Source organism: Acidimicrobiia bacterium (genome assembly GCA_036396535.1).
GTDB lineage: Bacteria > Actinomycetota > Acidimicrobiia > Spongiisociales > UBA5794 > DASWKR01.
In genome coordinates this window covers 27,151-41,280 of sequence record DASWKR010000033.1, presented here as the reverse complement: position 1 = coordinate 41,280, position 14,130 = coordinate 27,151, and the positions used below count along the sequence as shown (strand labels likewise).

General features: G+C 66.9%; 13 protein-coding genes. 9 read left to right on the top strand and 4 right to left on the bottom strand.

Annotated features, from left to right (window positions below):
- Positions 1 to 44: 44 nt before the first annotated feature.
- From rpsA to VGC47_05860, 7 genes are all read left to right on the top strand, one after another.
- Positions 45 to 1,310, top strand: coding sequence for a 30S ribosomal protein S1 (gene rpsA / locus VGC47_05890; GenBank protein HEX9854823.1), 1,266 nt, complete (start codon positions 45 to 47; stop codon positions 1,308 to 1,310).
- Positions 1,311 to 1,423: 113 nt separating this feature from the next.
- Positions 1,424 to 2,425, top strand: a complete 1,002-nt coding sequence (cpaB, locus tag VGC47_05885) for a Flp pilus assembly protein CpaB (GenBank protein HEX9854822.1) — start codon at positions 1,424 to 1,426, stop codon at positions 2,423 to 2,425.
- Positions 2,415 to 3,614, top strand: a complete 1,200-nt coding sequence (locus tag VGC47_05880) for an AAA family ATPase (GenBank protein ID HEX9854821.1) — start codon at positions 2,415 to 2,417, stop codon at positions 3,612 to 3,614. The genes cpaB and VGC47_05880 overlap by 11 nt, the downstream gene beginning before the upstream one ends.
- Before the next feature lie 86 nt (positions 3,615 to 3,700).
- Positions 3,701 to 5,053: a CpaF family protein gene (locus VGC47_05875; protein ID HEX9854820.1), complete on the top strand. Its 1,353-nt coding sequence runs from the start codon at positions 3,701 to 3,703 to the stop codon at positions 5,051 to 5,053.
- A gap of 2 nt (positions 5,054 to 5,055) precedes the next feature.
- On the top strand, positions 5,056 to 6,111 hold the full coding sequence (locus VGC47_05870; GenBank protein HEX9854819.1) for a type II secretion system F family protein: 1,056 nt from the start codon (positions 5,056 to 5,058) through the stop codon (positions 6,109 to 6,111).
- Positions 6,111 to 7,013, top strand: a complete 903-nt coding sequence (locus tag VGC47_05865) for a type II secretion system F family protein (GenBank protein HEX9854818.1) — start codon at positions 6,111 to 6,113, stop codon at positions 7,011 to 7,013. Before VGC47_05870 ends, VGC47_05865 begins: the two co-directional genes overlap by 1 nt.
- A 42-nt stretch (positions 7,014 to 7,055) precedes the next feature.
- Positions 7,056 to 8,486 carry a hypothetical protein gene (locus VGC47_05860; protein HEX9854817.1) on the top strand — a complete coding sequence of 477 codons (1,431 nt, stop codon included), beginning with the start codon at positions 7,056 to 7,058 and terminating at the stop codon, positions 8,484 to 8,486.
- Between the two features lie 30 nt (positions 8,487 to 8,516).
- On the opposite strand, the gene VGC47_05855 is transcribed toward VGC47_05860, so the two are convergent.
- The 4 genes from VGC47_05855 to VGC47_05840 all read right to left on the bottom strand — a co-directional run bounded on the left by VGC47_05855 (position 8,517) and on the right by VGC47_05840 (position 11,370).
- The gene (locus VGC47_05855) at positions 8,517 to 8,678 is read right to left on the bottom strand and encodes a Flp family type IVb pilin (GenBank protein HEX9854816.1); all 162 of its coding nucleotides are present in this window, start codon (positions 8,676 to 8,678) and stop codon (positions 8,517 to 8,519) included.
- Positions 8,679 to 8,929: 251 nt separating this feature from the next.
- On the bottom strand, positions 8,930 to 9,094 hold the full coding sequence (locus tag VGC47_05850) for a Flp family type IVb pilin (GenBank protein HEX9854815.1): 165 nt from the start codon (positions 9,092 to 9,094) through the stop codon (positions 8,930 to 8,932).
- Positions 9,095 to 9,234: 140 nt separating this feature from the next.
- A complete protein-coding gene (locus VGC47_05845; GenBank protein ID HEX9854814.1) occupies positions 9,235 to 9,876 on the bottom strand; it encodes a response regulator transcription factor in 642 nt (213 codons plus the stop codon).
- Between the two features lie 6 nt (positions 9,877 to 9,882).
- Positions 9,883 to 11,370: a histidine kinase gene (locus tag VGC47_05840; protein ID HEX9854813.1), complete on the bottom strand. Its 1,488-nt coding sequence runs from the start codon at positions 11,368 to 11,370 to the stop codon at positions 9,883 to 9,885.
- A 24-nt stretch (positions 11,371 to 11,394) separates the two neighbouring features.
- On the opposite strand from VGC47_05840, the gene coaE reads away from it, so the two are divergent.
- Both coaE and uvrB read left to right on the top strand, forming a co-directional pair.
- Positions 11,395 to 11,994, top strand: coding sequence for a dephospho-CoA kinase (coaE, locus tag VGC47_05835; protein HEX9854812.1), 600 nt, complete (start codon positions 11,395 to 11,397; stop codon positions 11,992 to 11,994).
- Positions 11,995 to 12,038: 44 nt separating this feature from the next.
- Positions 12,039 to 14,051, top strand: coding sequence for an excinuclease ABC subunit UvrB (gene uvrB, locus VGC47_05830; GenBank protein HEX9854811.1), 2,013 nt, complete (start codon positions 12,039 to 12,041; stop codon positions 14,049 to 14,051).
- The last annotated feature ends 79 nt before the right edge of the window (positions 14,052 to 14,130 follow it).

The following is a 14,130-nucleotide window of genomic DNA, read 5'->3' as shown; positions in this document are numbered from 1 at the left end:
CGGAGCCCGAGAAGCCGCTCACGGTCACCTCGCAGAGGCCGGCGATCACCGCGCCCCGCGACATCGGTGACGTCGCAGACGAGCTCAGCGAGGACGACTTCGCCGAGGCCGTCGATCGCACCGTCTTCCAGTTCAACGAGGGCGACATCGTCGCCGGACGGGTGGTTCGCGTCGACCCCGACGAGGTTCTCGTCGATATCGGCTACAAGTCAGAGGGCGTCATCCCGTCCAACGAGCTCTCCATCCGCAACACGGCCAACCCATCGGACGTCGTGGCGGTCGGCGACGAGCTCGAGGCCCTCGTGCTCCAGAAGGAAGACGAGTCAGGGCGGCTCGTCCTCTCCAAGAAGCGCGCCCAGTACGAGCGTGCCTGGGGTCGCATCGAGCAGGTGATGAACGAGGGCGGCACGGTGAGCGGGCCGGTCATCGAGGTCGTCAAGGGCGGCCTCATCGTCGACATCGGCTTGCGAGGCTTCCTTCCCGCTTCGCTCGTCGACCTCCGCCGGGTCCGTGACCTGAACCCCTACGTGGGGGAGGCGATCGAGGCCAAGGTCATCGAGCTCGACAAGAACCGCAACAACGTCGTGCTCTCGAGACGTGCCTACCTCGAAGAGGCGCAGGCCGAGCAGCGCCAGGCGTTCCTCGCCGACCTCGAGCCCGGGGACATCCGCCCCGGGGTCGTGTCCTCCGTCGTCAACTTCGGCGCATTCGTCGACCTCGGCGGGATGGACGGTCTCGTCCACGTGAGCGAGTTGTCCTGGCAGCACGTCAGCCACCCCGGCGAGGTCGTCAACGTCGGCGACGAGGTCCAGGTTCGCGTCCTCGAGGTCGACCGCGACCGAGAGCGCATCTCGCTCTCGATCCGCCAAACCCGTGAGGATCCGTGGGACGAGTTCGCCAGAGATGTAGAGGTCGGCTCGATCATCGACGGCATGGTCACCAAGACCGTTCCATTCGGCTCCTTCGTCTCCGTCGGTGAAGGCGTCGAGGGACTAGTCCACGTGTCCGAGATAGCCGTTCACCACGTCGAGAGCCCGGAGTTGGAACTTTCGATCGGGCAACAAGTCCGTGTAAAGGTGACCGAGATCGATGCCGACAGACGTCGAGTGAGCCTGTCCATCAAACAGGCACTCCCCGAATGGGAGGAACGCTCGACGTGGAACGACAAACGCAGTACTCAGCCGGCACGCCCGAAGCGGCGGGAGTTTCAACGTGAAGAAGAAGCTGCCCCCGAACCTTCATTCAGTGCCGACGCGTCCCTGGAGGCAATCCTCCAGGAGCTCAAAGAGAAAGGCATCGGCCGCAACTAGCGGCCCGGCCGGTCTTCCGGTCTGCCATTACTCGCTGCTGGCCCGGACATCCGAGGTCGTCGAGACACCGTCGTGTGGTGCGCGTGTATCTCTGACCGGAAGGGCCAACTGAAATGGGCAAACGAACGATCGTCCTCGTGGTGGCATTGGCGCTCGCCGCTGTGTCTGCGTTCTCGATATGGCAGTACCTCTCGGGTGTCGAAGGTGACCTCCGTGAGGGCCTGCGCGAGGTGCGCGTCTATCGTGCAGCACAGTTCATCCCTGCGGGGACGGCTGGCGAGACGCTGACCATCCCAGACTTCATCGAAGAGGGCACGGCCCTCGCCGAGGACGTCGCATTCGAGGGCTCCACCATCCTCTGCTTCGGCGTCGTCGACCCCGGTGACGACCAGACGCTCTGCGACAACAACCCGCAGAACCTGCAGGCCGCCCTCGAGGCCCGCCTCACAGCCGGCCCGATCTCGGCGAAGCAGCTCATCACGTCCGAGATGTTCGTGACGCTGTCCGAGGCGTCGGTGTCGCTCTCCGAGTCGATCCCGGCGGGCAAGGTCGCCATCTCGATCCGGCCCGAGGAAGAGGCATCGGTGGGTGGATTCATCCGCCCGGGCGACCGCGTCAATCTGCTCGCCTCGGCATCCGTCGAGCTGACCCAGCTCGTCGAGCTCTTCCAGGACGCCGAGCTCCGCGAGCTCGTGTTCGGTGGCGGCCTCGGCCAGACCCAGGGCGAGCAAGGCGAGGGTGAGGTCGACGAGACCGGCCAGCCGGTGGATCCTCTGGCGGCCTTCGCCGATACGATCCCGAACTCGCTGCAGTTCACCCAGACCGTGCTGCAGGACCTCGAGGTGCTCGCGGTCGGCCCTGACACGAGGGACGCGCCGCTCGGCGTCGGGCTCGAGCCACAGGGCGCCCAAGTCGTCGTCCTCGAAGTCACGCCCGAGCAGGCGGAGAAGATCGAGTTCGCGCGTCAGTACACGTCCGTGGCGTTTTCGCTCCTGCCGAAGGACGAGCCGTACACTGAGTTCGAGGCACAGGGCGTCCTCGTGGACGATCTGTTCGCCTTGCTCGACCGCATCGAGGAGCAGCTGAGGCTTTTGGGAGAGTCGCTTGGCAACTGACGCCGGCACGTATTCGATCCTCCTCGTCGACACCGACGACGCGTTCGTTGATGGAGCGCGGGGGCTGTTGAACGGCCACAAGGTCTACAGCGCCCGCAACATCACAGACGCCCAGCGCCGGCTCACCGAGGAAGGGATCGACATCGCCGTCATCGGACCGGCCTTCGCCCACGAGGCGGGGGTCACCGATGTGTCTCAGCTCTTCGACGTCCGCCCCTCTCTTCCGATCGTGATGGTGGCGGAGACGATGAGCACCGATCTGTTGCGGGCTGCGCTGCGGACAGGGATCAAGGACGTGATCGAGTCTCCGCTGACGGTCAGCAAGATCGAAGAGGCCCTCGGGGTCGTGGTCCAGCTCTCGCAGCGACAGGCCCCCGAGGCGGTGGCGAGGCGCAAGATCGGCAAGGTCGTCACGATCATGTCGCCCAAGGGCGGCGCCGGCAAGACGATGACGACCACCAACACGGCCCTCACCCTCGCCATGTGGGGCGACCCCGGCCGCGTGGTCATCCTCGACGCCGACCTGCAGTTCGGCGACATCTGCATCTCACTCCAGGTCGACCCGAAGCACACGATCGTCGACGTCGCCAGGGACATCGACAAGCTCGACGAGGAGCTCCTGTACAGCCTCCTGGCGACCCACTCGAGCGGGATGAAGGTGCTCTCAGCGCCCCTCGAGCCGTCACTCGCAGACGAGGTGTCCACCCAGGTGGTCGTCAAGACCATCGGCATGCTCAAGCGCATGTTCGACTACATCGTCATCGACACGGCACCGTTCCTCGATGAGCCGGTGCTGTCGATCCTGGAGCGCTCGGACGCCGTGCTGCTCGTGGTCGACATGGACCTGCCGAGCGTCAAGAACGCCAAGCTCGCTCTCGACACCCTCCGCCTCATCAAGTTCCCGTTCGAGAAGATCAAGCTCGTTCTCAACCGGGTCAACTCGAAGGCCCGGCTCGACATCGACGAGCTGGAGCGCTCGCTCGGGCTCGAGGTGATGGCCGCCATCTCGTCGGACAAGCTCGTGCCGCGCGCCGTCAACGAGGGCGAGCCGGTGGTGTCGATGTACCCGCGGTCGCGGGTGGCCAGGGATCTGCGGTCGGTGGCCAGGCTGGTCGTCGACGGCGAAATGTCCGGAGAAGATGATGCTGAAGACGACGGCGCGAAGCGCCGATGGTTCGGTAACAGGTAAGTAGTCGCAGCGTTTCACGAGCGAGGGCCGGCCCCTCGATCGATCATTCCCGAGCGCTGCCAAGCCAGGACGATAGGGGTCTCCAAATGAGTCTTGCGGATCGAGTGCGAGCCGCCAAGGCCGCAGACGTGACCGTCGACGGTCACCACCGCGAAGAGATGCGGCAGGAGCTGCGTCGCAAGCTCCACTACAAGGTCGTCGAGGGCCTCGGCCCGACGCTGTACGACCGCCAGATGTCCGACGCCGAGCTCAAGCTGCGCGTCATGGAGATGCTGGAGTGGGCTCTCGACCAGGAAGAGTCCGTCCCGCTCTCGCGGGCCGACCGTCTCCAACTCCTCCAGGAGATCGCCGACGACGTCCTCGGATACGGGCCGATCGATCCCTTCCTGAGCGACGCCAGCATCACTGAGGTCATGGTGAACGGGCCGCACTCGGTTTGGGTGGAGCGGTTCGGCAAGCTGACGCGCACCGACACGAAGTTCGTCGACGCCACCCACCTCGAGAGGATCATCGAGAAGATCGTCGGACAGGTCGGCAGGCGCATCGACGAGTCGACCCCAATGGTCGATGCCCGCCTCCCCGACGGCTCCCGCGTCAACGCGGTCGTTCATCCGCTCGCCATCGGCGGCCCGTTCCTGACGATCAGGAAGTTCGCCGTCGACCCGTTCACGACGGACGACCTCGTCGCCAACGACACGTTCACCGATCAGACCGCCGGCTTCCTGCGCCGCTGCGTCCAGGGTCGCCTGAACGTGATCGTCTCCGGATCCACCGGCTCCGGCAAGACGACGCTGCTCAACGTGCTCTCCAGCTACATCCCGGAGAACGACCGCATCGTCACGATCGAGGACGCCGCCGAGCTCCGGCTCAACCAGGCGCACGTCCTCAGCCTCGAGGCCCGTCCCCCCAACCTGGAGGGCAAGGGCCACGTGACCATCCGTGACCTCGTTCGCAACTCTCTGCGTATGCGGCCCGACCGCATCGTCGTCGGTGAGGTTCGTGACGGGGCAGCCCTCGACATGCTCCAGGCGATGAACACCGGCCATGACGGTTCGCTCACCACGATCCACTCCAACTCGCCGCGTGACACCCTCGCCCGAATCGAGACGATGGTGCTCATGGCGGGCATGGACCTCCCGGTGCGGGCCATCCGCGAGCAGGTCGCCTCGGCCGTCGACCTGATCGTCCACCTCCACCGGCTCCGCGACGGCACACGGCGCGTCACCCAGGTGACCGAGGTCGCCGGCATGGAAGGCGACATCATCACGACCCAGGACCTCTTCCTGTTCGACTACGGCATGGGGATCGACGAGAACGGCATGTATCGAGGCCACTTGAAGGCTGCGGGCATCCGCCCGACCTTCAGCGACCACCTCGAGAACTTCGGCATCCAGTTGCCGGCCGACCTCTTCGAGCCGGAGCCGTTCGCGAGGCGATGACCGTGAAACGACTGACAGCAATCGCATTGGTGATCGCCGGGGCGGTCGTGATGACCTCCGCCCCTGCGTTCGCCCAGGACGCCGGTTCGGGAGACCCGAACACCTCGTTCGTCCTGCTCGGCTCGATCGGGGCGGCGGTGGCGTTGTTCCTGCTCATCGTGCTCCTGTTCGGGCCGAACAAGGCCGTCGAGCGCGATCTGCAGGGCAGGCTGGGCGCCTACTCCGGTCAGAGGGAGGACCGGGGACGGCTGGCCAACTTCCCGCTGCTCCGCCGGTTCGTGAACCAGGCGGAGAGCGTCGCCGAGCAACGCGGCCTGCTCGACGTGATCGACACCGCGCTGGCGCAGGCGAACTTGCCACTCCGGCCGGGCGAGGCGATCGCCGGCATGATCGGGATCGCCTTCATCGTCGGGATCGTCGGCGGGCTCTTCGCCAGGAGCCTGCTCGTCGCGGCAATCGCCGCAGTCGTCACGATGGTGCTGAGCGGGATGACGGTCCAGATGGTTGCAGGCAGGGAGCGGTCGAAGTTCGAGCGGCAGCTTCCGGACACCCTCAACCTGATCTCGACATCGCTGCGAGCCGGCTATTCGCTCCTGCAGGCGGTCGAGGCGGTCGCCTCCGAGGCGGCAGACCCGACGGCCCGGGAGTTCGGCAGAGCCATGAGCGAGACGCGACTCGGTCGCTCGCCGGTCGACGCCCTCACCGACGTCGCCACCCGCATGGGCTCGGTCGACTTCGAGTGGGCCGTGCTCGCCATAAGCATCCAGCGCGAAGTCGGTGGCAACCTGGCGGAGGTGCTCCAGACGGCTGCCAACACGATGCTGCAGCGCAACCGCCTGCGGCGTGAGATGAAGGCGCTCACTGCTGAAGGCCGCATCTCGGCCATGGTGCTCGGAGGGTTGCCGTTCGGGCTGTTCGCCTTCCTGTACCTGACGAATCCGACCTACCTCCAGCCCCTCTTCAGGAACACCGGCGGCATCATCGCCGTCGTCGGCGCCCTCGTCATGCTCGTCGCCGGCATCGTCTGGCTCAACAAGATCGTGAAGGTGAACGTCTGATGGATTACCTGCTCATCTCCGTGATGTCGGTGTCCATCACCGCCGCCGCCCTGGCGTGGTACGTCGGGCTCGGCGTCGTGCGGGCGGGGGAGAGGACGCGGGGCCGCCTCCTCAGCCTTCAATCCCGTGAGGAGCTGCTCCAGGCCGACTTCGCGCAGCGCGCCGTCGCGCCGATGGTGCAGAGGGTCGGACGCTTCGCGATGCGGTTCACGCCCCAGGGCTGGGCGGCACGAGTCAACCGGCGCCTCCAGGTGGCCGGCTGGTTCCCCCGCGTCGACGCCAACTCGTGGGCCGCGCTTCGGGTCCTCACGACGATCGGCGGCATCGTCGCCTGGGTCGCCGTGCAGGGCTTCCTTCCGGGGCTCCAGAAGCTCGTCGTCGGAGGGTTGTTCCTCCTCATGGGCGTTTTCGGTGCCGATGCCATCCTGAGCCGCAGGATCGACGAGCGGCGGGGCGCCATGGAGCACGACCTCCCGGACATCATCGACCTCCTCGTCATCAGCGTCGAGGCGGGCCTCGGGTTCGAGGCCGCACTCGGTCGCGTCGTCCAGAACGTCCCGGGAGAGCTCTCCGACGAGTTCTCGCGGATGCTCCAGGAGACCAGGGTCGGTGTCAGCCGCCACGACGCCATGAGGTCACTCGCCGAGCGGACCGACGTCGAGGACCTGAACAGCTTCATCCTGTCGATGAACCAGGCGGACGCCTTCGGTGTCTCCATCTCTCGGATGCTTCGAGTGCAGGCAGACGAGATCAGGGTGCGGAGGCGCCAGAAGGCTCAGGAGCGAGCGTTCGCAGCTCCCGTGAAGATGGTCTTCCCGCTCGTGCTCTGCATCTTCCCGAGCATCTTCGTCGTGCTCCTCGGCCCGGCGGCCGTGCAGATCGTCCAGAACCTGAACCTGTAGCGTTCCCTCCGGGCGAACGGCTGTGGCTGCGGCGAGCTCACGATGACCCCACCGCGGCGCCTCGCCGCGGTAACGTCACAGCCGGGCGTCGGTGAAGACGGCCGGGACGACGCGGCTGTCGAGGAGCCATCGGTGCGGGAATCGGTTCTCACCCTACGCAGGCTCTGGCTCGGCGTGCCGTTCATCGTCCTGGCGTGGTCGGCGACCCGGGTCTTCACCGACAACTCGTTCCTGTGGCACGTCCGGGCCGGCACGGTTCAACTCGATGCCGGCGAGGTGCTCCGCTCCGACCCCTTCTCGCTGACCCACAGCGGCGAGCCGTGGCGCACCCAGTCCTGGCTGGCCGAGCTCGGCTACGGCGCCCTCGAGCGAGCCGCCGGCGGCATCGGATGGGCGCCCTGGGTGGTGTTCTCTTCGATGGCGTGCGCCGTGGCGCTCGTCGGGATCACGATGCGCCGACGCCGGTCCGGCCATGGGGGCATGGTCGTCGGGATGCTCCTCGTGGCGTGGATGACCGTGCCGTTCTCGTTTCCCCGCCCGGCCGCGCTCGCTTTCCCGCTCATGGCGCTCGTCGTGCTCGCATCGGACCGCGCCCGCCCACAGTGGTGGGCGCTCCCGCCCATCCTGTGGCTGTGGGCATGCGTGCACGGCTCGTTCGTCATCGGGCTCGGATTCATCGCGCTGGTCGCCGTACAGCGCCGTTCGGGGCGGGCCGCCGTCGCGCTGGGACTCTCGGCGATCGGGGTGTCGCTCACGGCGCACGGGCTTGCGCTCTGGGGGATCATCGTCGACTTCGCGACGAACCGGGAGGCGCTCGACCTCATCGAGGAGTGGCAGCGACCGTCATTGACCGACCACCGGACGTGGCCGTTCTTCATCGTCGTGACGTTGGTGGTCATCGGGTTGGCGCGTCGGGATGTCGAGAGCCGGGACCTGTGGGTCATCGTCCCGTTCGCCGCCTTCGGCATGACTGCGGTGCGCAACCTGATGCCCGCCGTGATCGTGCTTGCTCCGTTCGCGGCGGCTGCGGTGCCGTCCCGTGCCGGGCGGGCGACGTCTGAGAGTCGCGTCCTCAATGTCGCGGTTGCAGGTGCCCTGTTCTTCATCGTGGCGCTCGGTCTCTTCCGGCCCGTGGGATTGAGCCCAACCGTGTTCCCCACACGGGATGCCATTGCCGCTCTCGGTGCCGGTCCCGCTTTCCACGGGATCGGCGAGGGTGGACTGCTCATCTACCAGGAATGGCCGGGGCGGCGCGTTCTCATCGACGACAGGGCGGAGCTCTACGGAGCGGGCGAGATGCGTGCAGTGCTCGAAGCACAGGCGGGACGCGGCTGGGAGGCGCTGTTCGCCCGATATGGGCTCAACCAGGCGATCGTGGCCGTCGACTCCCGCCTGGAACACGCCCTGGTGGAGGCCTACTGGCTTGCGGCGTACCGCGACGACCACTTTGCGGTTTACGAAGCGCCCTCATAGGCCGCGATGAGGGTCAGGGGATGGGCGGACTCAGGGGAGGCCCTGGCCCATGCTGTCGAAGGAGTTCGAGACGCTCTTGCCGAGTGTGGCGACCGCTACGAACGCCACGAGCGCGATGAGCGCTACCAGCAAGGCGTACTCGACGAGGCTTGCGCCGTTCTCATCCGCGATGAACGAGCGGATCCGTGCCATCGAACGCCCACCTTTCCCACACAGTGCTCTCGCCGCCCCCTGGCGATCACGCTCATCGGCCCGTCTCGGCCCTCCGGGGCGCATACGGGCCGATCCGGCTCCTTGTCGTCACTCACGGTAACGGGGCCGCCACCGTGGGGACATGGGTCGTTCGACCTAATCGCCCCAGGTAGGGGATCGAGCCGATCCGAGACCCAGAACGCGAAGAGGGCGCCCCGGTGGGCGCCCTCTCCGAGTTCTTGCCTGCAGCTTTACAGCTCTTGGGCAATGCTGTCGAAGTTGTTGGAAACCTTCTTACCAACCACGGTGATGGCGATGATTGCCACGACTGCGATCAGTGCGACGAGGAGTGCGTACTCCACGAGGCTGGCTCCCTCTTCGTTCCGTACGAGTCGGCTCTGAAGGGCCGTCCACATGCGAAGCATCTGGTTCTTACCTCCTGTTGGCAGGGTGATCCGTTAGCAAATATCGGCGAACACGCTCCGTGACTCAATAGGCCGTGCGACCCAAATGCAGACACCCAGGTCAGGGCGCATTTCGGGTGATCATAGCGCCGTCAGGACGTCTGATCACGGTGTAAGCCGAGCCTGATGGCCTCGACGGCCGCTTGTGCCCTGTCCGTGATCGCCAACTTCTCGTAGATGCTGGCGAGGTGGTTCTTCACCGTCTTCTGGGAGATGAAGAGACGGTCGGCCAGGTCCTCCGTGCTGCTGACGCCGGAGGCGAGAAGCCTCAGCAACTCTCGTTCCCGTGCGGTGAGCGCAGCCGCTCCAGCGTCGAGCACGGGGGCGCGGTGCCGGTCGAGCGTTTCGGACAGCGCGGCCGGATCCATGAGCGTCTCCCCCCTCGCCACGGCGCGAATCGCGGCGGCGAGGTCGGGCAGCGGAGTCGACTTGGAGAGAAACCCCACCGCTCCGGCCGCAGCCGCCCTGCGCCTCTGCTCCTCATCGGTGTGCATCGTCACGACGATCGCCGGCGGTGGATCCGTGACGTTCGAGAGAGCCGCCAGTCCCGTCATGACCGGCATCTCGATGTCGACGAGCAGCACGTCGGGCGTGTGCTCCTCGATCGCCGTGATCAGCTCCTGGCCGTTCGACGCCAGGCCGGCCACGCTGATGTCCGGGATGCTGTCGAGCGCTTGGCTCAGCCCCTCCAGGAGCAGGCGATGGTCATCGGCGATGACGATGCGGAACGTCATGTGTCCTCAACTTCCCCACGACAACCTAACCAATGTTCCGACGCCGCGATGCGACTCGATCTCGAGCTTGGCACCCGCCTCGGACGCTCTCTCCTGGATCCCGATCAGCCCGTAGTGGCCTCTCGGCCGTGCGTCCGTGTCGAAGCCGACGCCATCGTCCTCGACCACGAGGCTGCCCCGGTCGCGGTCGACGTAGCCGCCCACCTTGATGAGTGTGGCGTCGGCATGCGCCACCGCGTTGCGCACCACCTCTGTGAGGATCGCTGCGATCTCAGTCGCGATCTGACCGCGCGGCGGGCGGCGCTCGTTGATGTCGACGTCGATGCCGGGGCCGTCGCTGCTCAGCTCGGCGGCCAGTCGGTGCGTGTGCTGGACGATGCTGGAGACACTCTCGTGCCTCAGGTCGGACACTGCGCCCCTCACCTCCTCGACGAGGCTGGTGACGTGCCTGCGGATCTGCTCGAGCTGGTGGGCCGTGTGCCCGCCCACATCCGGCTGGAGCATCAGCGTGTCGATGGTCAGGCCGAGCGACGCCAGTGACGGCCCGATCTCGTCGTGCAGCTCGCGAGCCACCCTGGTGCGCTCCTCGGCAACGGCCCGCCGGGCGATCTGCTGGAGCAGCCGGATGTTGTCGAACGCCAGCTCGACCGGCCGCATGGCGTTGTCGATGGTCTCGCGGTGGTCGACGAGCGTCGACCCGGGCTCGGCCCAGAGCACGACGTCGCCGAGGTTCCTGCCGGCGACGTCCATCGGCAGCACGAGCCGCTGCGAGGAAGGGTCAGGCTCGCCGCGCCTGGCGACGACGACAGACCCTTCGTCGTCGCGCATCGACACCTCTCCTGCCGATATCGGCACCGCGTTGGCGAGGTCGCGCAAGGCGGCGTACCCGACCGTCATCGGGTTCAGCTCGGCGGAGTTCGCAAGCTCGGACAGGCTCGACAGCAACGAGTTGGCTGCTTCGAGCCGTTGGGTTCGCAGCGTGGCGGCTCGTGACTTGGCGCCCTCTTCGATGAGGATCCGACGGGCCTGGGAGAACGTGAGGGCGATGAGCAGGTACAGGAGGATCGTCTGGAGGAGCTGGGTGGTGAGGAGCTCCTGGTCGAGCGCCATGAGGACGACGATGAGTCCGAGCGACGAGAGCAGGGCAGTCTCGAACCCGATCCGCCTGCCGAGGAAGGCGGAGGCGAAGAACGTCGGCGTGGCCGCGAACAACACGTACGGGCTGGTGATCCCGCCCGTCAGCGAGATGGCGATCAGCGAGATGACGACGCCGCCGATGGCGAGGAGCTCCCCCACCATCGTGAGGTTCCGGTAGCGGCGAGGCGCCACCTGCATCACGACGACATAGGCGCCGGTGAGGACGGCCGAGAGGATCTCGCCTGCGGACAGACCCCCTGCGAGCGTGACCACGGCGCCGGCCGTGAACGACACCCAGAACAGCCCGGACCCCATGCGGTCGAGCCGGTTCTCCCAGGCCGGACGGGTGGCCAGCATGCCTGCAAGGGTACAGTCGCCCGCATGCCCGGCTCGACCTTTCGGCGCCCCGTCCGTATCGCCATCCGCGGCGGGATCGGCTCGGGAAAGAGCACAGTGGCCGCCATGCTCGAGGCGCAGGGAGTCGTCGTCATCGAATCGGATCGGATCGGCCACGCCGTCCTCGAGCCGGACGGCCCGGCGTTCGCAGCGGTGGCCGCCGAGTGGCCCGAGGCGGTGTCGGCGGGTCGCATCGACAGGGCGGCGCTCGCTGGGATCGTCTTCTCCGACCACGAGGAGCTCGAACGGCTCGAGGAGCTCACCCATCCGCACATCGCTGCCGAGATCGCCCGCAGGGTGGCCGACGCCGGCGACGTGCCGGTCGCCGTCGAGTTGCCCGTTGCGGCGGATCTCGTCGGAGACGGGTGGGTGGAGGTCCTCGTCGACGCCCCCGACGACGTCCGGCTGTCGCGGGCGCTCGATCGCGGCATCGGCGAGGTAGACGCCAGGCACCGGATGGCGAGCCAGCCGACGAGGGCCGAATGGCTGGGAAGGGCGCACCGTGTCATCAGCAACGACGGTTCGCTCGACGGCCTGGCCCGCCAGGTCGAGGCCCTGTGGCGCGACGTCTCGGGAGATGCCTGAGGGCCCGCCGTTCTTGTCGCACCCACCGGGTACGCTCCACGTCGATGCCGGCACTGAGGGTGGAGTCCGATTTCGCGCCTGCGGGCGACCAGCCCGAGGCGATCGCGCGCCTCTCCGAGGGCGTGAAGCGAGGCGACCGTTTCCAGACCCTCCTCGGGATCACCGGCTCGGGGAAGTCGGCCACCATTGCATGGGTGGTGGAGCAGGTGCAGAAGCCGACCCTGGTGCTCGCCCCGAACAAGGCGCTCGCCGCCCAGCTGGCCAACGAGTTTCGCCAGTTCTTCAAGGAGAACCGGGTCGAGTATTTCGTCAGCTACTACGACTACTACCAGCCTGAGGCGTACATCCCGCAGACGGACACGTACATCGAGAAGGAGTCGACCGTCAACGACGAGATCGACCGGCTCCGCCACTCCGCCACCGCCGCGCTGCTGACGCGCCGGGACGTCGTCATCGTCGCCTCGGTGTCGGCCATCTACGGGCTCGGCTCACCCGAGCAGTACCAAGGTCAGCTCCTCAGGCTCGTGCGGGGTGTGGAGCTGCCGCTCGACTTCGCGGTGCGTCGCCTCGTCGACATCCAGTACGAGCGCAACGAGGTGAACCTGGTGCGGGGCCGGTTCCGCGTGAAAGGTGACACGCTCGAGGTGTTCCCTTCCTACGAGGAGACGATCTTCCGCGTCGAGTACTTCGGGGACGAGGTCGAGCGCATCATCCAGATGAACCCGCTCACGGGGGAGGTGATCGACGAGCTCAGCGAGCTGTGGGTGTACCCGGCGACCCACTACGTGACGAGCCGCGATCGGTTGGAGAAGGCGATCACCGGCATCGAGGTCGAGCTGCACGAGCGCCTCGGCGAGCTCGAGAGGTCGGGCAAGCTACTCGAGGCGCAACGCCTCAGGATGCGCACCGCCTACGACATGGAGATGATGCGTGAGGTCGGCTTCTGCTCCGGCATCGAGAACTACTCCCGCTACCTCGACGGGCGCTCGGCAGGGGAGCCGCCGTACACCCTCCTCGACTACTTCCCCGACGACTTTCTCATGGTCATCGACGAGAGCCACGTCACGATCCCGCAGATCCACGGGCAGTTCGCAGGCGACAGGAGCAGGAAGGACGTGCTCGTCGAGCACGGCTTCCGCCTTCCATCGGCGCTCGACAACCGGCCGCTCACGTTCGACGAGTGGTACGAGCGCGCCAACCAGGTCGTGCTCCTGTCTGCGACGCCCGCCCAGTGGGAGCTCGACGTGTCGACTCAGGTCGTCGAGCAGATCATCCGCCCGACGGGTCTCGTCGATCCCGAGGTGGTCGTCAGGCCGACCAAGGGCCAGATCGACGACCTCGTCGAGGAGATCAGGATGCGGGCCGAGAGTGACCAGAGGGTGCTCGTCACGACGCTGACGAAGAAGATGGCCGAGGATCTCACCGACTACCTGCTCGAGCTCGGAGTGCGGGCTCGCTACCTGCACTCCGACATCGACACACTGGAGCGGGTCCAGATCCTGCGCGACCTGCGGCTCGGTGAGTACGACGTCCTGGTCGGCATCAACCTGTTGCGCGAGGGCCTCGATCTCCCCGAGGTCTCGCTGGTGGCGATCCTCGACGCCGACAAGGAGGGTTTCCTCCGCTCGCAGACCAGCCTGATCCAGACGATCGGCCGGGCCGCCAGGAACGTCGAGGGCCAGGTGGTGATGTACGCCGACAACGTGACCGACTCGATGCAGCGGGCGATCAACGAGACGAACAGGCGGCGCATGCGGCAGCGCCGGTTCAACGAGGAGCACGGCATCGATCCGCAGACCATCCGCAAGCGCGTCTCCGACATACTCGACCTCGTCCAGTCGGGTGCCGCTCCCGCTGCCGAGCGCAGGGCCCGCGAGGTCCGAGAGCGCCTCCCGCTCGAGCTGCCGATGGACGACATGCGCAGGCTCGTTCAGAGCCTCGAGGAAGAGATGCACGAAGCCGCCGCCGAGCTGCGCTTCGAGTACGCCGCCAGGCTGCGGGACGAGATCAACGAGCTGAAGCGCGAGCTGCGGGACCTCTCTGAATCGGTCAGGTGATGCCGGTCGGCAGCGGATGATTCAGCCCGCCTGCCGATCGCCCGATATACGCTCGAAGGCACCCACCACACCTTGGGAC